Here is a 19,445-nt window from a genome sequence, read left to right as displayed (position 1 = left end):
CCTTACATTCCGCTTATGCGAGAAATTACCAGCTGCCCAAAAGATTGTAATTTTATAATCTCTTCCAAATTATTTGAAATACAAATGAAAGTTTTTCTTAAAAAATCATTGTATTCTTTTATAATCGAATCTTCGAAAAATGGAATATCCAAATTCAGAATATTTTTCAAAGGTAACTTTGCTTGAACAGCTCCAACTGTTGCTTGAGAAATTGCAGATTGTCCAGCTTTAGTTCTCAAATAGATGAGAACATATTCTGGAATAAGTTTTTTCATCTTTGTAAGTTTTACACAATTTTCCGTAAGATTTGCTTTATCAAGCGATTTATGAACTAGCGCGGTAAGTCCAATTGTACCTACAATCGAAATCAATAAATCATTAGTTTCTGTTATATATCTTGCAATTTCTTTTTGGGTTTCTTCATCAACATATAGAAATTCTTTGTTCAACATAACAAAGCAATTTTCTTTTAAATCACGAATTCGTATATACGGATGAGAATTCCTATTTTCAATTAAGTCTGAATCTAATGGTAATCTCTTGCCACCTTTTACTTCACAAATTGATTCGACCTTAATACTTCTCTTTTCAAGAGACTCATTATCAAGCATATTCTCAAATTTTAGTATTGCCGTCTTTTCCAGATTTTCATTTATCTTCTGCTTAAGGTGGATGCGTTTTGTGATGGTGTTGTAGGTTTTTACGATTTTTTCTTGTTCTTTTAGGTCGGGAACTGGAAGCTCTACTCGGCACATTTCATCCCAGTCAAAAATTTCACGGACACTTCCGTGAGATTTATAGCGGGCATATCGGTCAAACTCTGGGCGGCTGAACCAAAGCATAAGATATTCGGGCAGAAGTTTTGTCGTATCAGTGATTTCGAAAACAGAATAGGAACTGGAAATAATGCAAACATCGGCTTCTTTCAAAAGCGCAATTGTAATTTTATCACCATTGCGAGAAGTAACTGGGCCATAGGCAAACTGGCCCCTTTTGACAATTTTGTATGGTCTAAAATCAGTTCCGATTGTATTTGCAATAGATTCGATAAAACATTTTTCTATGCTTAATCCAAGCAAATGAGAAACTTTTAAATCAGAATTGCGTACATCAACAGTCTGTATATAATCCCCAAGTTTTTTATAATTTGCACTCATCTACTTTTCTTCCTCATCTTCCAAAAAAACAGAGGCCTTTGTATCTTCTGTAAGTCCGATGCCGTCTCTTGCATTGAGTGGCGTAACGACTTTCTTACCTGTTTTCTGCTCGAGTTCAATGCGGGCATTTTTTGCAATACTTGCGCCGTCTACTGCATTTTTTACATGGTCGCTAAAATTTTTAGGGTCGTTGGATTCAGAAATTTCTTTTGTAGAAAGTTCTGCCAGCATATTCAAGACAAGTTCCTTGTTTGTCATGTTATCGCGTAGATTCTCTTTTTTAAGCCCTTTGTATTCCTTGTATTCTTTTGCAGTTTTGCCTGCCCAAGTTTTGTAAATAATGTCGGTAAGAGTGGCAAACTGAACGCCTTCTTTTAGGCCGCGCTTTTTCCATTCGTCAGTAAGGTCTTTGCGAATTTCTATAGATTTGAGTCGCTGATTTATCCAGTTTTCCGAGTATCCTAAAGCCCGGTATTCTGCCAAAGCCCGCTGAATTCCCTGCTCAGGATCCTGCATTTCATCAAGACGTTCTTTTGCTACCTGCGCCATCCAGAGTTTAAATGGTTCAGCCTTTGGAGAAGGAATTGACTGAATCAGGCGAAAAAGCTGCTCGGTATTAAGGCAATCCGTAAGACGCATTTTTCCATCTGGAGCTGGCATTTTCAAAGCGTGACAATTTGTCACGGTTTCATTTCCTTCTTCTTTGAGACGCTGTTTTAATTTTCGCCAATAGGCTGGAGCATCTTTGCTTTCCGTCAAAACAGCAACGACATCCACAACCGAAAAATACCATTCTTCGCTTTCTTTATCCCAAAGGGTACGGACTTTTTTGTCTTCAAACAGTTTTATCTGTGTGTTTTCTGTCATATTCCGTACTCCTACAGCTTAATTTCGTAGCCTAAGTCTTTGAAAACACCAAGCAGTTCTTTTTTGCTTTCTTCTTCCTGTTTAAGGAGGTCTGTCAATTCTGATTGAAGAGCCTTCATTGCTGAATCATAGTCCTGTGTTTCATCGCGGTTTACAAATTCAATGTAGCGGCTTGGAAAAAGATTGTAGCCTTTTTCTACAATTTCCTTTTTATTTGCGCTGTAGCAGAATTCCGGGATATCTTTGTAAGTTTCGTTTGCTCCGGCCTGCTGCCATGCGTGGAAGGTTGTTGTTACTTTGTCTCGGTCTTCCTGAGTAAGCTCGATGTATTTTTTTTCGAATGGACTTCCCATCTGGCGAAGATCCATAAAGAGAACTTCATCTTCACGGTTGCGGTAATTTTTGATTTTTCCATTTTGTTCAACTGTTCGGCTTTTTTTGTTTTTGTTCAAAATCCAGAGAGTTACGGAAATATCAGTTGTATAAAAAAGATTTCTTGGAAGAATTACAATTGCTTCTACAAGATTGTTTTCAATCAGCTGCTTGCGGATTTCTAATTCCTGTCCTTCGCCACTCAATGCACCGTTTGCAAGAAGAAAGCCTGCGGTTCCGTTAGTGCTGAGTTTTGAAACCATGTGCAAAATCCAGCCATAGTTTGCATTGCTTGTTGGCGGAACTGAATAGCCGTTCCAGCGGGCATCGTTTACAAGTTCATTTTCTGCACGCCAGTCTTTTTGATTAAAAGGTGGATTAGCCATTATGTAATCAGCGCGTAAATCTTTGTGAAGGTCGTTTGTAAAAGTGTTGGCAGCTTTTTCGCCAAGGTCGCAGGGAATACCACGGATGGCAAGATTCATCTTTGCAAGCTTATAGGTTGTAGTTGTTCCTTCCTGACCATATACAGAAATGTCTTTTGAATTTCCGGCATGATTTTCTACAAACTTAAGCGACTGAACGAACATACCGCCAGAACCGCAGCAAGGGTCATAGATTTTTCCCTTGTATGGTTCAATCATTTCTGCAATCAGGTTTACAACGGATTTTGGCGTATAGAATTCTCCCTTTCCCTTACCTTCCTGGAGAGCAAACTTTGTAAGGAAGTATTCGTAAACACGGCCCATAATGTCGTTTTCTTTATCTGTATTTGTCTGAATGTTGTTTATTTCATCTAAGAGCGCCGCAAGCTTTGAAACATCAATTCCAAGTCGAGAATAATAGTTATCTGGAAGTGCGCCTTTTAGAGATGGATTTTGCTTTTCAATTGTGTTTAATGCTGTGTCAATTTTAAGGGCAATATCATTCAGCTTTGCATTCTGCATGATAAATGACCAGCGGCTTTCTTCCGGCACAAAGAAAACATTCTTCATTGTGTAGAATGACTGAACATCGATGTATTTTTCTTTCCCTTCGTCCTTTAGTTCCTGACGGCGGGCATCAAATTTATCATTTACGAATTTTAAGAAGATTAGACTAAGTACAACGTGTTTATATTCTGCTGGTTCAACTGTTCCGCGAAGCTTATCGCATGCGCCCCAGAGAGCGTCTTCAAAGCTGACTTGTTTTTTTGCTTTTGCCATCTATGTATCCTTTTTTTGATTTTGTTATTTCGCATTCTTCAATTTCTTTTCCAAATAATACACAGCAGCTCCATAGTACGGCTTATGCTGTGTTTTGTATTTCTGAATCAGTTTCTCTATAAAAGCTTTACTTCTAGAATTATTTTTATAGTTGAGTTGCTGCTTTGCGGAGTCTATCATTTCTTTGCGTTTTGCTTTTAAGGAAGCTGCATTTAAGTTTAAAACATCATCAAGTTCTTTATTAAAAGATTCATTACGAGAAGAAATTGTTCCATCCTCAAGGTAAATCAGTTCCATCTTTTCAAAATCTGCTTTTACAGATGGATTTAGTGACAGTTCCTTGTTTCCCTTATAAGAATCACAGGTTTGAAGTTTATTCGGTTTCCCTTCATTTCCTTTGCAGCAGCCTAGCATATTTGAATAATCCAGTTGATATTGTGGATATACAGATTGAGATTTGAAATGTTCGATTTTCATATCATCTTTTGAGATGGAAGCCATGCAATAAGCGCATAAATTATTCTGCTCGTCTAACAACGATTCTCTAATAGGCTCTTTATCAGAAATATTGTCATAAAAATCAACAGTTTTGTTTTGACTTTTCAGAGTTTCTATTACTGATTCAAAAGATTTTCCTTTGGAGATTTCTTTTTTAAGTTCTATCAAAACTTTTGGAGAGCTATGCTTTTGAATATAAATCATTCTTCGCTCTCCATCATTTCAAGGGCAATTTTGCAGCTTTCTGCTTCGTGAAGATTTGTACCTGTAGTTTCTTCAATTTCTGCAATTATCTTTTTCGCTTCAGCAAACTTTTCAGTCTCCATTGCAAGATTTAAATCCTGCAATTTTTTTGCAATTGTAGAATCCCGGCTTAGAGAGAAATCTCCATCTATTACATCCATAACCTCATCAAGAATCTGGTTTGAAGTAAGACCAAAACTTGAATCCGGATGGTAAACATTAAAGTCATTCAAAAGCCAGATTTCATCAGTTTTGAGTTCACCAAGAATCTGAGGTGAATGAGTTGTAATTACAAACTGACAGTTAGGAAATGTTTTAACTAATGCGTGGCAAATCTTTCTCTGCCAGCTTGGATGCAGGTGCAAATCAATTTCATCAATAAGGATTATTCCATTTCCTTCAAGTGGATTTTCAAAAGTTTCATTTGCAATAGCCAAGCGTCGAGCTATGTCGCCGAAAAGGGTGATAACGCCTTTTTCACCGTCTGATAAGGTTGAAAAATCTATAGAAGTATTTCCTTTTGTGATAAGAACAGACTGTCTGTTTTTATCCATTTTCATTTTTGAAAAATCAGGTGTCAAAACAGAAATAGCATTGCGCACTGCTTTTAATTCAATATCTTCAAAGATTGTTTTAGTATCGCCGTTTTCGTACTTTTCCAGTTTGATGGCATTTTCACGGTCTTCTCGATCACGGAACCACTGGAAGAATTCTTTATAATGTGTAACAGAATTGAAAGCATTTGTCATTGCCTCCTTTTTGTCACTTAAATCTTTTTCCTGATCTATAGATACATCAACATCAAGTTCTGAGCGATTTACACTATAATATGAGATAATAAAATTATGAGACTTTTTATAATCTGTAAAAGATTTATCTTCAAAAAATGTAATTCCCTTGCTATTTATCTGGCGGATACAGTTTTCATCATCTAATAAAAGACTAAGTTCAATTTTTGCTTCTTTATCTTTTGCATTTTTATTAATATCCGTAGATTTTATAAATGCTTCCTTTGGAAAAGATGTATATAATGATTCCAAGACTCTAGATAAAGCACATAAAACAGAGCTTTTTCCAGCTCCATTAATACCTGCAATACAAGTTATATGATCTCCAAATTCTATTGTTGTATCTGTAAATCCTCTGTAATTTTCCAGATGAAGACTTCTTATTTTTATCATTTTACACCTTCTAATACATTGTATCATGATTTAGTGTCAAATACTGTCACTAAACTTATTTTTCTTCAAACGTAACAATATCTCCAATGTCACATTTAAGGGCCTTACAAATCTTATGCAGGCTTTCCATAGAGACATATTCACCTTTGTTCATTTTGGCCAGAACATTTGTAGAAATACCTGCCAAAGGAATTAAATCTGATTTATTTTTAATTCCTTTCTCAATAAGCAGAATCCATAATTTTCTATAGTCTGTATTCATATAATATGATTATAACATACATTTTTGTTTCTGTGCAGAAAATCTCACGATTTCTCAAGAAATAATTATTTATCCAAATAATACATTTCCATTCCCATAAACTCTCCGAAAGTCCATCTATCCCAGATATCCCGTGTCTGGAGTTCATCGTTTATCCGCAATGTAAGCCGGTCGGCAACGAAATTATCAATCAGCTCACCATTAACACCTTCATGCCAGTTTATTTCCGGGAACTCTTTTTCAAGCTGGAAAGTAATTAGGATTTTGGAATCAGGGTCTCTGTCGAAAACTGAAAGAACTTCTAAATCAGCAACATGAACGATTTTGCCTGTTTTGGGATTTAACCTTTCATACGGAGCAGATGCGAATTTTCCAATCATGGCAATTCCTTCGTTGGCAGTATTGTACTGAACTAAAACGAATAGGTTGCCTTTTTCGGCTTCTTCCCATTGTTCAATTTCCCAGCGGAGAGAATACTCAATACCATTATTAAAGTCTGTTTGGAATTCTTCAAAATCTTTCTGCTTAAAAGTATTACGTTCGGGATTCCATCGGAGAATATAGCACTTCATAGTTTATTTCTCCTCTTTCCAAAGTTTATAGATTTTTCTGTCTGGATTATATGTGTGTAAGTCGTAAGGAGCTGTTGTATGTATGACTGTTCTTTCTTTGTAGGCTTCCGACACTTTTGGCTCTGCAGCAAATACATCTAGAAATGCGCTTGCTGCCATTAGAAGCATTAAAAGTATAACTCCATAAAATCCATATTTTAGTAAATTGAACATAGACTACCCCTCATCATTCATATTTGCAAATCTGTCTAAAGATTCGATGCAATAGGCGCTTAGTGTCATATTTTTTTCTTTTGCCTGTGTGCGTATTTTCTGAGCCAACTCTTTTGGCAGGGTAAGGGTGATATATTCTGTTGTCTTGCCGGTTGCAGGTCTTCCGGCTCCTGGTCTTGCGCCGCCGCGTTTTGATTCTGACATTGGAACCTCCGTTTGTTTGAATTAAACAATGTGTTTATCAAATATAAGATAATGCCAGATGATGAATATGTCAAATGTTATTTTCCGCCGGCCGGCGTATTTTATGATTTCATCCGCCATTTGGCGGTTAACATAAAAAACACCGGCATTCAATAATGACACCGGTGAAGGCTGTAATAATCAATTTTTATCGTTAGTATTCAAATTCTGAAAGGGGAATCATATCTTCTATGTTTCCGTCACATTCAGGTGCATTTTTACAAAGGATTTCATATTCTCTGGAACCCGTCTTTGCAACTCTCATTTCATCTGCAGCAAATGTTTGCCCACAATGCAAACATTTTACTGTGAAATAAATAGTTACTACATCATTGAACATAAAACCATCTCTATTTTTAAATTCTCTCTTGAAAATTTTATCAGTGATATTTGAATTGGTAATAAATTTGTAATCCATAGATTTTCCTCCTATCTTTCTATTGAATTGCTTCTCTTAAACTCTCTTTCGATTTTTTGTCCATTTTCAAATTCCCTATACCAGGGATTAGTTTGCATCCATTCTTTTACGTCTTTACAGCCTTTTTCTGCCAGAACTCTAGCTATCTTGCTAAGTAATTCAGGCGTTGCTTTTTCAAACATTTCACAGATTTCATTAGCACCAAAGACACGGACTTTTCCGTTTGCGGTCTGCTTTGTATATCCGTTTAATGCTTTGTCATATTCCATGATTTGAGAATCGTATCCGTCTTTAATTGCCTTTGTGGAATTTGCAAATGCAGCTACAAATTGGTTTACGATTTTATCTAACTGTTCATCTCTATAGGTAAGCTGAGCATCCTTACAGCGCTCCTTTGTCCATTCCTTGAAGTTCTGAATACTTGGCATAAGTTCATCCCATTTGGAAATCTCTTCAAGAACATCGATATTCTTTTCGGTCAGCGCAGAAAGAAGTGTGAAAACCAGATTGCGCTGCTTGTCTTTATCTTTCTGAAATTCTTCCAGCGTTTTTCCAACTTCATCCCTTGGCTTTGGCGTATCCTCAATCTCAAGGCCGTGAGAACGGGCTATGAAAATCCACTTTTCCCGGCACATTTTGTCAAAGGTCATTTTGGGATTATTCTTCTTGCTGATTTTCTTTTCAGGATCTGGAGGCAGGATTCCGGCTTTGAGCAAAGCCTGAGTCTGGTTACTTGTGGTAAGTCCTGTCTCTTCGTCCTTACAAGGCCATGCACGACGCAGGTGAAAATGAGGAGCTCCCATTTCATCCTGATGCATTGCCCAGTTTAGAATGAAGAAGGGCTTTCCGTGTTCTTCGTTCCACTTGTTCAGCCACGTTAAATATTCCTCAAAGCAGGAGAGGGAAACTTCAACTTCAGGATACTTTTCCATGCGACCAATCTGGAGAATCTGTTCTTCAGGAGCATGCATGGTTTTCTTTCGCCATTCGTCCATAGTTACCACGCGTTCCTTGTGACGGCTTTTGATGTAGTTCAGATTTGTCTGTTCAAGCTGGGCACCGAAGGTTTCTTCGTAATATTTGAGTTCGCCTTTATCAAAGCTGATATCAGTGCCGCACCAGGACCAGATGACATTCTTGTCAGATTTATCTTTTGCAATGTGTTCAGGATTAGAATCAAAGTCCCGGTCATTGTGTCGTGAAGAAAAAGCCTTTTTGTCAGTTTTGCGCTTGCGGCCTGAGTTCATAGTGCAGCGCATTTTTCCCTGCGGATTTGTCTTGTAATCAGGATTAAAGCCGTAATCTCCGCCAAACTCTTTCAGCTGATTCATAATGTTCCTCAAGGCTTTCACATCATCTTTTGCATGATAAGCTTTGCGAGAATCAAAAAGATGATTATCCATCTCAGGATCATTTTTATAATCATGTCCTGTCACAGGATTTTTCCAGGCTGGTTCTGAACCGCCGGCCGGCGCATTTTGTGTTGTTGTTTTGTAAGTTGTATAAGTCATAGTGCTCCTCTTGTTGTAAAAATTGACTTTGTTGTAGCAGTGCCATCTGGCACTCTTTTCATCCGCCATCTGGCGGATAAGTTCGCGAGTGTGCATTTTGTTTTTTTTAGGGGCCCCAGGTGTTGATGCTTTGCGTCAACACATATGGGGTTATGCACACGCGTTGAAGTCTCTCTAGAGACTTTTTTCCGTCACGTGACGGAGATCCGCCGGCCGGCAGATTTGCAGAAACTCTGCCATCCGCCAAATGGCGGATTTCTTGTCAACCGCCGGCCGACGGTCCATCCACCTGCCAGCTCTTGCGCAGTGCCAAATGGCACTCTTACGCAATCTTTCTTTTTTCAGGACGGTAGCTTTCTCCGACGAACTCTACGCACTGGCAGGTTTCTTTAAGCCGGTCCACAACTGCGTCGCCCAGCTTTTTCATCAAATCAGTTTTCTGGAGATTTGAAATCAAAACTGTTGGAAGCATGTTTTCGTAGCGACGGCGAAGAATATAGTTCAACAGAGAATCTTCTCTTGCTTGCTGCATCGACCGGCCGATTTCATCAATCACAAGCATTGGCGTGGTTGAATAAAAGTTCATAAGATCCACGCGGTTAATTTTTGCATGATAATCCGAAGAACATTCATATTGGAAAATCATTTCTTCAATCGAAATAAAAGTACCGCTTGCATCCCGGATAATCGAAGAACCAAGATGAGTTTTTCCTACACCCTTCGGGCCGAGCATCAGAAGAACTGAATCATTGTTTTCTTTGTGCGAATATTCGATTACCGCTTGAAGGCGTTTCTCATCATCTGCATTTCGTACCTTCCATGTTTCAAAAGATTCATTCCAGTAACGCTTTGGAACTCCGCTGTTCTCGAACTCCAGCTTCTTTTTCGCAAGTAATTCTTTTTCACGTTCACGCTCAGCTTCCTGTTCGCGCTGGCGGATTATTTCATCCTGTTCCGGGGATGCCAGCAATGTAAACTGTGGAATCATAAAATCCCGGATTGTTTTAATATTGTCTTTTTCCATTTATGATGCTCCTCCTTTGCTGCAAATCTAAAATGGTAAATTGTCCAGAGTTTCCTGGCTTACTTCATCAACGCCTGTCTCTTTTACAGCTGTTGTGTTTGTTTTGTAAGCCACATTTGTTCTTTTTTGATTAAGCCATTTTCGTAAAGATTCATAATCTGATTTTGGATGAGCATTCTTTTCTTCCTTCCATCTGGAATATTCCTGAATTGAAGAAAGGACAGTTGTCTTTCCAAAATCATTAATCAGTTTTTGTATTTCATCTTTTGTCATAAAAACATTAGTTGTATTTCCAGCTGACTCTTTTAAATATATAGTTTTATTATTCACACCTTTATTATTCTCCTGGACATCTGTGACTATAGGGGATTGGACATTGTTGTCCTGACCTTGTTGACACTGGTGTCCATACCATGACATGTACTCCTTTAAGGATGGAATACATGTATTTATCATGATCTGACGTTCTGTGACCTGTAGAGAGTTTTTCTGATAAATCATGTTTGTAATTATCAGATTTCGCCTCTTCAAATCATTAATCCATCTGGAGATGGTTCTGGAACTCACTTTGTATCTTTTCTCAAAGTATTCGTTTGAACCCCAGCAATAGCCCTTTTGTTTTGTGTGTGAAGCTATATCTCCAAAAAGCAGCTTTTCACCAATTGGAATTTTTGAATCAGTAAGAATAAACTCTGGAACAATAACGAACTGTATCTTTTCAGGCTGATTTTCTTGCTCCATTGATACCGTCCTTGACAGTAGTACAGCCTTTACCAATGTTTACGCGCTTATGACTTGTAAGTTCATAAAATTCAATCCGCCCGTCATGAAAAGTGAATTTAACTTCGCATGAACCATGTACAATATGTTCATCATTAATCTGATTCATCAGCTGGATTAAAAGTTCTTCAGTCATTATTGAGCCTCCTCAAGTTTTGACTGGCCGCGAAGAACAGGAGCAGTTACTGTGCACTTAGTAATATATTTTTCCAGTTCTTTACGATGGATAAATACACGTTTGTGGATAACAGTTCTTGGTAAATCTGAATAAGAAATCAGACTATCTAAAGTGCTGACTCCAATTCCCATAATCTGAGCAGCTTCCTGACGTGTAAATAGAGTTTTTTCAGGCCACTCAGTAATTTCATAAGGTGTAGTTTTCATTGACCTTTCTCCTTCAAACTTCTCTTGCAGAAAGAAGTTCAGTTAGTTTTATTCAAGAGAATCTCTCTTGTTCTGCAACTATCTGAAGGATAAAGGAAGATAAAAATCTTTAATAAGGAAAAATTAAGGAAAAAACAATAATCAAGATATTTGTATAATTGACAATTAGCTATAATATTTTTCTGTTTAAAAAACAGACCTCACCAAGGTTAATGGCTTGACTGATCATCAAAATCAGAGGGGTATTTTTTTGCGTTTTATTTGTTTAAGAAATCTTTGAAGTGACATTGAACTTACTTCAAAGTCACTTCAAAGTAAACTTCAATGTCATTGAACTAAACATAGACAGCCTTAAAGCACAACTTCAATTGGGAAATACGTTTTCCCATATTAAAGCTTCTTCCAGTTTATTCAAATTTATTCTTTCAACAAATCCATATCTAATTACTGAAAGTCCAAGCAGAAAAAATATATTGTCTTTATTCTTCAAAAGAAATTCTTTTTGCTGTGAATTCGCGATGGAAAGCATTTTTTCGTAATACCATTTAGCCTGTTCAAATGTTGTAAGCTTAGTTAAATTGACTGCATCATTCCAATCAATAATAAAAGGTAGATTATTTACTTCTTCGGTGAGGGTAATATAAAATTCAGATCCCTGGCCTACGAGATAATGCATTTCAATTACATCTTCAGTCTTTAATCTGATATATAGAATCTGTTCCGGAAATGAACCAGAATTATCAATATGAAAATAGCACAACTCTGAAAATAACAGTTCTAAATCTCCCATGACATTAAAATATTTTTCAAGAGCCATATTAACATCCCCATTTTTGATAGCATCATCTATCCATTTCTGAGGAAGAATTTTTTGCCAGTCACTATATTGAAAATCATCCGTATATAATGCACATGTAAGTTTTCCTGATTTTTGATTCTTTGCACAATATTCCATAATCCAATATGGAAGCCCATCATAATCTATTTCTTTTTCTTCTTTCATGTTTTTCTTTCCTTTCAAAAAATTGTAACATAGAAAAAAGTTGTGATGCATTAAACTGTTAGTTTAGAAGAAAATTGCGTAATCATAATTTTAAACTAACAGTTTAATGACAAATGAAAATTTATTTGTTAAAGTGAAAATACAAAACACAAATTAAAGTCGCTGGCCCTAAGAAGCCGAGCGCCGTGTCTCATTGGTTTGACAGGCCTGAGACAAAAACCCGCTGCGCCGTTGGCGTAAAAATATCTTTTATGAAAGGAGTGCGTAATGAGCACAGACACATTTGACATTACAAAATTATCTCGTGCAATGATTGGCAAAAAGAGATGCTATTCGACAATTCTACGCACACTTTGGAATTACAAAATGCCTGGGCAGGCAATAAAAGATAATGGAGTTTTTGTTAAAGGAGTTAAATCATATGAGGATCGTAACCATTCAAAGGCCGGTTGTTGATCTGAAAGCAACCGGTGCACAAATCAAATCACTCAGAATCAAAAGTGGATACACTGTCCACGATATTCAGGCTGTATTCGGTTTTGAATATCCTCAGGCTGTTTATGCCTGGGAAAGTGGAAAGTCAATTCCAACAATCGACAACTTGCTGGTGCTTGCTCACTTGTTTGAGAAGTCAGTCGAAGAGATTGTAATTCAGCACATGATAGAAGTCGAAGTTTCATGCGTTTCAAACAAGATTGAAAAGCTCTGCAACAAGAATTGTAACGATTGCAAATTGCGCCTGAGTGCCTAATCTTTTCTGTCTGTAAGCCTTTTAAATTAATGGTTTACAGACAGACTGAACTTCCAATCATACAATTAAATCATCGCTACAGCTAAATTCTAACTCTGGAGAATTATATGAAAAAACAATTATCTGCACAGGCAATTTCTCATTATATTGAGTGGCTTTCATTTGACCATATTAAGTCCACAAATCTGTCTGAAAAGGATTTAATACTGTTGGACAAACTTTATGAAATATTAAATCAAATAAAACCAACCGGTAAAGATAACTGTCATGAATTATGGTTATATGCATTAAATAATCGAAATAATAAAGTATGGTTTTCTCTTTGTACGACTGAATATCAGAAAAGTCGAGCAGTTTTCTTGGGAGGAAAATTTATCATTGGTATTAATCCTCATCTTGAAAAAGATTGGCAGTCTGAAATTACGGATTTACTTGAGTGGATGATTAGTGCTGTAAATGAAGCAATTGAAATGTTGAAACAAGGAACATATAACTCTTTTGTTGAGGAAAATCTCCCTTATAAATATAGGCAGGGAGCTATTCTGCGGAAAAAATATTATGAATTGTTCCCAGAAGAAAATGAAGATGATGAGGATAAACTCACAAAAGAAGAGATTGATGATTTTGTGAACTATGTAAATCAATTCGGATTATCAGAAGATGGAAACATTATTTCAGATTTTGTTCTTCCTGCAATGACATCTGGAAAATATTTTGAAATCTGTTCTTATGGATATTCAGAAAACAAAATGAAATATTACGACAAGTGGCCCCCAATTGAGATGTATAAACGTTATGCAGACGACAGAGACGGAGGGTTAACAAAAATCAATCCAGATTCTGAAAGCGATTTTCTTAACTGGTTTTCAAAAAGCGATGATGAGAAATGGAAAGAAGATGAAAATCCGAGTCATACTTGGGAAGTAATAGAAGGCGGTTCTCGAACAAGAATGCATCTTTATTTGGAAAAGACAGATAGAGGTTGGAGTCTTGAACTTGCGGGAAGCAGAAGCTATTGCACAGTAGAATCAGTAAGATTTTATCTTGGTCTTGTTCATCATGGTATTTTTCCAACTTTTTATGGTGTAAAAGAATTGTTAGCCAAGATTAAGGAGGAAGATAAGCTTGGTGTTGTTGGCTATGAAGGTTCAACATTTGCTTATGCGTATGGAGGTTTTCCGGACCCAGATATTGTCAATTTTATTTATATGCCAGAAAAAAAGCAAAAGACTTTTATAAAAAATACAATCTGGTATGAACTTCAAAAGATTGAATTGCAAAACTAAAAAAAAGGAAGGAAAAAAATGACAATCTACATGACAAGCGACCTGCACGTTGACCATTACATAAATCAGCGTGTAAACCTGGAAAACTACATAAACAATGCTCTCAAACCAGCGGATGTCTTTTGCGTGGCAGGTGACACCTGCGATGATCCGCATCTCTTTGTGGAATTTTACAAGGCAGTTTCACCACGTTACAAAAAGATTTTTGTAGTCTTTGGAAACCATGATTTGACGGTTCATAATGAATCATATTTTAGAAACAATCCCTTTACCGAAACACAGGCAAAGCTGGACTTTCTGAAAGCAGAAGTTTTAAAACTTGGAAATGTTTCAATTCTTGATGGGACAGTCGAAAAGTTTGAAGGCATGAAGTTTGGCGGAACGATGGCATTCAATGATTTCTGCTGGGCTTATAAAGTTGAACCTGAGCCGGAAGGAAATATGGCAAAGTTCCTTCGCTACTGGAAACGCTGGTTTGATTACCGACACTGGGAATATATGGGAAATGTTCATAAGGATATTCTTGCTTCTCAAATGAAAAAACTGGATCACGTGGTTTCGCAAAAGCCAGATATCATACTGACTCACTATATTCCACTTTTCTTTGGCGTTGAGAAGATTTATGAGCATGATGTTTATACAACCTTCTTTTATTTTAATGGCCAGAAATATCTGGATCAGTTGAAGGATCAAAGCATCTGGCTTGCAGGGCATACTCATTCTGTACGTACAAAAGATTTACTACAGGATAATGGAAGAACAATTCATCTGAAGCTGAATCCGGTTGGTTATCCTGATGAGGATACGGGAAATGCTGAAAGGATGGATGAGTTTTTGATTAAACAATAAGGAAGAAAAATATGGAAAATGAAGATAAGATTCAAACGATAGAGTTAAGTGACGACTTAGAACTAATGCTGAATTGTGCTATGCGATATTGTATAGGAAGAAGGACCTACATAGTTTCAGCTTTCTGTCATTTCGTGGGTCCCTTATTGAACCGATTATCACACAAAACAAAGTTTGTTATGAAGGAAGATTTAGATTCATTTCAAAGAGATGTCGATACTGGATTCTATTCTTGGGGTGACAAATGTGATAAGGATGAATGGGAGAATTTCAGAAAAAAGCTGGAATTAGCTCTAGCTAAAGAAAAAAGTAGAGAACCTTTAGAAAAATGACTACAATAGAAGCAATGAACCGTGCAAAGCTGCACGAATCCATAATAAATAATTCTCAGATGACTTTTGCCCGCAGTGGCGGTAACGGCGGCCAGAACGTAAACAAGGTGAACACAAAGGTTCATCTTGTTATTCCCGTTACTTCTCTGGGTGGACTTACTGATGCAGAACTTATTCGTCTTCGTTCAAAGCTAGCCGCTATCATCAATAAGGAAGATTGTCTTTTTCTTGATGTAGATGATGAGCGTTACCAGGAACGTAACCGTGAAATTGCACTTTCCCGTTTGGAAAACAGAATTGTTCAGGCTCTGGTTATTCCTAAAAAGCGAATCAAAACAAAGCCGACTAAGGCCAGCAAAGAGCGCAAATTAAAATTGAAAAAAATCAGAAGCGAGATTAAGAAGAACCGGGGGAAGATTATATAACAAGAAAAATAATGAAATTGAAATATAACAAAGAATAAACAAATCTCTGAGTATTGACGGAGCTGATTATATCCTAAATGTCAGAGCATCAAATTTCTGTCCATTATGCTCACGAATATCTTTTTTTGTATCAACTAAATGAAAGCCGATTTTTTCGGCAAGTTTTATCATAGGAATATTTCCGCTCCAGGTTTGAGTGTACACGTCATCTATTCCAATGGATTTGTAATATTTGATTGCTGCTGAAAAAGCCTGTTTTCCATATCCTTTTTTTCGAAATCTCATCTCTGGAATATCAATACCAAATGCATACAAGGAATCTTCATCTGTTGCTTCAAAATTTAAATCTATGCAATAGCAGGAAATCCAGCCAATAAGCTCACCAGTATTTTTTTCTTCTATTTCGAAAGCATATCTTCTATCATTCGGCTTTTTTCTAAAAATCATTTTATAGAATGCAGTTAAACCAATCTTTTGATTTTCAATTTCTTTATCTAATTCATTGCCAGTTAATTCCAGAAGATACCAGTAAGCAGCATCCCAGTTCCACCACTCTTTTTCAGTAGTGAACCAGCGCATGTGTTTTTCTATATCAGCCTCAACCATATCTCTTAAAATGAGATTTTCTGTTTCTATTTTAAACATTTTATAATTATTTTCCCATCAGATTTCTGAATATCTATATAAATCATTATAGCATAAGTTTGTTCTGGACAGGCAAAAAAAGCCTCGTGGAGAATGTTTTTACCCAAAACTAGCACTATAGAAACTGGTAGACTGATTTACGCGAATTAATCAGTGTGACTCAAACGCAATGTATCTTATTCATTCAAATTTAGGAAGCCGATTTATTTTTTCTTGAATTGGTTTGCAAAATAAGTCTGAATCCTTAAATCCTATTTTACTAAGTTTTAATAAACGTTCCTGCAGCTTCAGGCGAATCTTTAAGATTTCTACTTGTGTTGATGCATCATAATGTTCCAGATTTTTATCTTTCCAGGTATTGATGAGTTCATCTTCCTGTTTCTCTTTTTCAAGGGATTGAAAGCTTTCTTCCAGCTTTTGCTCAAGTTCTTCTTGAGAAGTAACAATAAAACCTGGCTTTTTATAATTTTTCTGCATGCTGTCTACAAGTTCTTTCAAGAAAAGAAGCTTCTGTTCTGGAGACATTGAATGCATTTGCATGGAGTAATCAATAAAATCGACATCTTTCATGGTTTTTATTTTAATAATGCGAGTAGAGAAAAGATATAAACTGTTAGTTTAAATTCGTTTTTACAGGAGCTTCTCTTCATCTGAAAACAAAAAAGCACCGGAATCCATTCCAAAGAACTTCAACCGGTGCCCCAGATTTGCAGTTTCCAACTGATATAGAAATAACTGTTGAACTTTTTAAGTTTTTAATTGTTCCTTAATTATTAAAAAGCCATCGACATTCAAAAAGATAAAACCAAGAATACGGAAAATCCGGTTTATAAAATAATATAGTTTTACATTTTTAAAGGCGACAAATGAAGCTATCTTTACTCGGGGGATTCCCAAGAAGACGGCCTGTTATCCAAGTAGCTGGAGGTCTTACCCTCCTGGCGCGGATACCAGCTGGAACTTAGTTTGAAAAACTGATAATCAAAAGATTAAAAGTATTTTCCAAACCAAGTGTGTTTTCCCCCACTAGAAAAACACCTTTCCTGCATATCTGTACTATAGAATACCTTCCGGCAATTCATAGTCAATTTTGTGTGTAGCATTGAAAGCTGTAAGTTCATCACGAACAGCTTCAAGCTCACGGTTAAGTTGCTTTTTCAATCCAATCAGAGAAAGACCGAAAGTCTCGTCTGTGAGCATTGGATAGTTGTAAGTAGTAACTTTTATACGTTTGTAATTTCCCTTTTCATCCATGTGTTCATAATCATACTCAAGACTTTCTGATTCTGAGTCAACAGTTCTCTCCATATTGATCTGATATTCAACAACAGAGAGTTTTGATTTTATTGCAGCTTCCTTGAAAAGCAGATTATGACCTTCGCGGTTTGCTTTTTCAATTGCTGTATTTAATTCAAGAATTGCATCTGTGAGAGTAAACATTCTCTTCACAACATCTTCATAACTCATACCATCAAGAGCAGCAACTTTTTCAGCACGTTTTGCTGCAATTTCTTCAGCTTCAGGAACTTTACCCTTAAATGAAATCTGATGAGGATAATCATGGATAAGTTCATTCAAGTTGCTGACTTCTTTCTTAAGCTCAGCTCTAACACGCATTGCTTTTTGTAGTGTCATTTTTCATTCCTCCTTATCTTTATGGTTATAAGATAATGGAGGGGGAGAGAAATTTCATTAAACTTATAATTTAATCCTATCTATTTTTCAGCATCTTCCTTAATGGTTCTCTAACATAAATTTCATATCCCATGTAAGTGTCACCATACTGGGCTTTTAGTTTCAAGGATTCTGGAAGACCAAACAACTTTCTGTAGGAAGCTTCAATCACTTTTCTTACTTCAAGAAGTTTTAAAAATGGATCATAGAGCAGATTAGAATAATAGTATTTGGACCAGTTATCAGTACGACAAAGACAGCATCCATTATAAGTAAGTAATTCATTTTTTAAGAGGAAATCGCAGTATTTTTCAAAATCAGGGACAAGTGAAACAATCGACTTGTAATATGGATTTTCATGAAGATTAGCTATCATTTCTTCCTTGGTAATAATTTCTTTTGGAGTAGAAACTTTCTTTCTCCAGTTTTCAAAAGCCTCTGATAAGTTATAAATATCCTGCTGATTTTCATCGACGATTTTTCTCAAATTATGCAGTTCACTTTTTAGATTATTGATATCAGCTTTACTCTTTGCGGTATCTCCAAAAATATAAAAGCCTAGTTGAATAAAGTTTAAAATCGCTTCTTCCGCGCAGAGCTTATAAAAATCACTTGTGTTTGAAATAGGGGTAAGTTCAAGAGATTCATTGAAAGTGCATAGAGTGCCATTCAAAAAATCATAATTTGGTTTAAGAGCATTGTTTTGAAGGGTTGTATCATATTTGCAGGGACCTGATGGAAAGATTCTGAGAGAAGTCCATGTTCCCTGAAAGAGATAAAAGGAGAGTGCTGAATCAAGAAAATCTTCTTTTTCAAAACCTGGTTCTGAATCTTTTACAACTCTAGATGCTTTTACAGTTTCCTTAAAAGCATTTGAAAAATCAGTAATACATTCTTTATAAAGCGTCGTAAGGTTTTCTTTTAGAAGTTCTGGATATAACTTAAATTCTGATTTAGAAAAATAATCAAAACCAAAAAAGAGGAATTCTGAAAGTTTCTTTTCCCTGGAGAAGTTTTTGAAGAACTTACTTTTTTCGTCAGGATTTAATGTTACCCACCTGCTGCAAATTCTTGAATCAATATATAATTCCATTAATTGATATAAATGAAATTGTGCATCTTGAATTATTTCTGGTGTAAGTTCAGTTTCCTTTATGGAAGCCAGATATTTATCAAACGGTTCCAACATTTCCTGCAGATATACTGCAATATTAAAATCTTTATCAGGAAGAGCGTTTTTTCTAACTTTTTTGAGCCAAATCATGCAAAAATCTCCATTATCTGCTCAATTATACCTGGTAATTGTGCCATAGAACGGCATTTTGATTTTTTGGTAGCAGATTCTTACAGATTTTTCTATTACGCAGATTTGCGTTTAAATGTTTTTGGGGAAGTAGATTTTTAAGGTTGATTTGAAAGATATTTCAAAGAGCTTTAAGAGGGCTTCAAAGGACTTTGTTGTTAAATGAAAAAAGCTCCCAGCCTGTATTAAGCAAACTGAAAGCCCCATTTTAATTCAATATGTTGAGTTAAAACTCAATTCTAACTCA

25 protein-coding genes are annotated in these 19,445 nt (G+C 36.2%); 5 read left to right on the top strand and 20 right to left on the bottom strand.

All coding sequences use genetic code 11. The annotated features are described in order from the left end of the window. Positions 1-2: 2 nt before the first annotated feature. The 16 genes from T530_RS14975 to T530_RS0106165 all read right to left on the bottom strand — a co-directional run bounded on the left by T530_RS14975 (position 3) and on the right by T530_RS0106165 (position 11,933). On the bottom strand, positions 3-1,157 hold the full coding sequence (locus tag T530_RS14975) for a restriction endonuclease subunit S (protein ID WP_081773680.1): 1,155 nt from the start codon (positions 1,155-1,157) through the stop codon (positions 3-5). Further along, a complete protein-coding gene (locus T530_RS0106235; protein ID WP_027728271.1) occupies positions 1,158-2,024 on the bottom strand; it encodes a Bro-N domain-containing protein in 867 nt (288 codons plus the stop codon). An 11-nt stretch (positions 2,025-2,035) separates the two neighbouring features. Then, positions 2,036-3,601 carry a class I SAM-dependent DNA methyltransferase gene (locus tag T530_RS0106230; RefSeq protein ID WP_027728270.1) on the bottom strand — a complete coding sequence of 522 codons (1,566 nt, stop codon included), beginning with the start codon at positions 3,599-3,601 and terminating at the stop codon, positions 2,036-2,038. Positions 3,602-3,625: 24 nt separating this feature from the next. Next, positions 3,626-4,303 (bottom strand): retron system putative HNH endonuclease, encoded by a 678-nt coding sequence (locus T530_RS0106225; RefSeq protein WP_051537856.1) that lies wholly within the window; start codon positions 4,301-4,303, stop codon positions 3,626-3,628. Continuing rightward, positions 4,300-5,523, bottom strand: coding sequence for an AAA family ATPase (locus tag T530_RS0106220; protein WP_027728268.1), 1,224 nt, complete (start codon positions 5,521-5,523; stop codon positions 4,300-4,302). Before T530_RS0106220 ends, T530_RS0106225 begins: the two co-directional genes overlap by 4 nt. A gap of 55 nt (positions 5,524-5,578) precedes the next feature. Beyond that, positions 5,579-5,785 (bottom strand): helix-turn-helix transcriptional regulator, encoded by a 207-nt coding sequence (locus tag T530_RS0106215; RefSeq protein ID WP_027728267.1) that lies wholly within the window; start codon positions 5,783-5,785, stop codon positions 5,579-5,581. Between the two features lie 65 nt (positions 5,786-5,850). Then, the gene (locus T530_RS0106210; RefSeq protein ID WP_027728266.1) at positions 5,851-6,357 is read right to left on the bottom strand and encodes a hypothetical protein; all 507 of its coding nucleotides are present in this window, start codon (positions 6,355-6,357) and stop codon (positions 5,851-5,853) included. Between the two features lie 3 nt (positions 6,358-6,360). Further along, on the bottom strand, positions 6,361-6,570 hold the full coding sequence (locus tag T530_RS0106205) for a hypothetical protein (RefSeq protein WP_027728265.1): 210 nt from the start codon (positions 6,568-6,570) through the stop codon (positions 6,361-6,363). Between the two features lie 3 nt (positions 6,571-6,573). Beyond that, a complete protein-coding gene (locus tag T530_RS0106200) occupies positions 6,574-6,774 on the bottom strand; it encodes a hypothetical protein (RefSeq protein ID WP_027728264.1) in 201 nt (66 codons plus the stop codon). 193 nt (positions 6,775-6,967) lie between these two features. Then, on the bottom strand, positions 6,968-7,231 hold the full coding sequence (locus tag T530_RS13705; protein WP_038073905.1) for a hypothetical protein: 264 nt from the start codon (positions 7,229-7,231) through the stop codon (positions 6,968-6,970). A gap of 11 nt (positions 7,232-7,242) precedes the next feature. Beyond that, a complete protein-coding gene (locus tag T530_RS0106190; protein WP_156011562.1) occupies positions 7,243-8,838 on the bottom strand; it encodes a hypothetical protein in 1,596 nt (531 codons plus the stop codon). Positions 8,839-9,064: 226 nt separating this feature from the next. Next, the gene (locus tag T530_RS14700) at positions 9,065-9,766 is read right to left on the bottom strand and encodes an ATP-binding protein (protein WP_027728262.1); all 702 of its coding nucleotides are present in this window, start codon (positions 9,764-9,766) and stop codon (positions 9,065-9,067) included. Between the two features lie 27 nt (positions 9,767-9,793). Next, positions 9,794-10,507 (bottom strand): helix-turn-helix domain-containing protein, encoded by a 714-nt coding sequence (locus tag T530_RS0106180; RefSeq protein WP_027728261.1) that lies wholly within the window; start codon positions 10,505-10,507, stop codon positions 9,794-9,796. Then, positions 10,485-10,682 carry a hypothetical protein gene (locus T530_RS0106175; RefSeq protein ID WP_027728260.1) on the bottom strand — a complete coding sequence of 66 codons (198 nt, stop codon included), beginning with the start codon at positions 10,680-10,682 and terminating at the stop codon, positions 10,485-10,487. The genes T530_RS0106180 and T530_RS0106175 overlap by 23 nt, the downstream gene beginning before the upstream one ends. Then, on the bottom strand, positions 10,682-10,930 hold the full coding sequence (locus tag T530_RS0106170; protein ID WP_027728259.1) for a helix-turn-helix domain-containing protein: 249 nt from the start codon (positions 10,928-10,930) through the stop codon (positions 10,682-10,684). The genes T530_RS0106175 and T530_RS0106170 overlap by 1 nt, the downstream gene beginning before the upstream one ends. A gap of 364 nt (positions 10,931-11,294) precedes the next feature. Next, on the bottom strand, positions 11,295-11,933 hold the full coding sequence (locus T530_RS0106165) for a hypothetical protein (protein ID WP_027728258.1): 639 nt from the start codon (positions 11,931-11,933) through the stop codon (positions 11,295-11,297). A 421-nt stretch (positions 11,934-12,354) separates the two neighbouring features. On the opposite strand from T530_RS0106165, the gene T530_RS0106160 reads away from it, so the two are divergent. The 5 genes from T530_RS0106160 to arfB all read left to right on the top strand — a co-directional run bounded on the left by T530_RS0106160 (position 12,355) and on the right by arfB (position 15,576). After that, positions 12,355-12,684, top strand: coding sequence for a helix-turn-helix transcriptional regulator (locus T530_RS0106160; protein ID WP_027728257.1), 330 nt, complete (start codon positions 12,355-12,357; stop codon positions 12,682-12,684). Between the two features lie 107 nt (positions 12,685-12,791). Next, a complete protein-coding gene (locus T530_RS0106155) occupies positions 12,792-13,970 on the top strand; it encodes a hypothetical protein (RefSeq protein WP_027728256.1) in 1,179 nt (392 codons plus the stop codon). Positions 13,971-13,988: 18 nt separating this feature from the next. Beyond that, entirely contained in the window at positions 13,989-14,819 is an 831-nt protein-coding gene (locus T530_RS0106150) for a metallophosphoesterase (protein ID WP_027728255.1), read from the top strand. Between the two features lie 11 nt (positions 14,820-14,830). Then, the gene (locus tag T530_RS0106145; protein ID WP_022932411.1) at positions 14,831-15,151 is read left to right on the top strand and encodes a hypothetical protein; all 321 of its coding nucleotides are present in this window, start codon (positions 14,831-14,833) and stop codon (positions 15,149-15,151) included. Further along, the gene (arfB, locus tag T530_RS0106140) at positions 15,148-15,576 is read left to right on the top strand and encodes an alternative ribosome rescue aminoacyl-tRNA hydrolase ArfB (protein WP_081773678.1); all 429 of its coding nucleotides are present in this window, start codon (positions 15,148-15,150) and stop codon (positions 15,574-15,576) included. The genes T530_RS0106145 and arfB overlap by 4 nt, the downstream gene beginning before the upstream one ends. A gap of 66 nt (positions 15,577-15,642) precedes the next feature. Here the strand turns inward: arfB and T530_RS0106135 are convergent, their stop codons facing one another. From T530_RS0106135 to T530_RS0106120, 4 genes are all read right to left on the bottom strand, one after another. Beyond that, on the bottom strand, positions 15,643-16,221 hold the full coding sequence (locus T530_RS0106135; RefSeq protein ID WP_027728253.1) for a GNAT family N-acetyltransferase: 579 nt from the start codon (positions 16,219-16,221) through the stop codon (positions 15,643-15,645). 180 nt (positions 16,222-16,401) lie between these two features. Continuing rightward, on the bottom strand, positions 16,402-16,791 hold the full coding sequence (locus T530_RS0106130; protein WP_156011560.1) for a hypothetical protein: 390 nt from the start codon (positions 16,789-16,791) through the stop codon (positions 16,402-16,404). 486 nt (positions 16,792-17,277) lie between these two features. Then, positions 17,278-17,856: a hypothetical protein gene (locus T530_RS0106125; RefSeq protein WP_156011558.1), complete on the bottom strand. Its 579-nt coding sequence runs from the start codon at positions 17,854-17,856 to the stop codon at positions 17,278-17,280. Positions 17,857-17,932: 76 nt separating this feature from the next. Beyond that, positions 17,933-19,159, bottom strand: coding sequence for a hypothetical protein (locus T530_RS0106120; RefSeq protein ID WP_027728250.1), 1,227 nt, complete (start codon positions 19,157-19,159; stop codon positions 17,933-17,935). Between the last annotated feature and the right edge of the window lie 286 nt (positions 19,160-19,445).

Source organism: Treponema sp. C6A8, from assembly GCF_000619925.1.
In the GTDB taxonomy this organism is placed as follows: Bacteria; Spirochaetota; Spirochaetia; order Treponematales; family Treponemataceae; genus Treponema_D.
The sequence above is the reverse complement of the archived record's forward strand: the minus strand, read 5'-3'. Positions and strand labels throughout refer to the sequence as shown.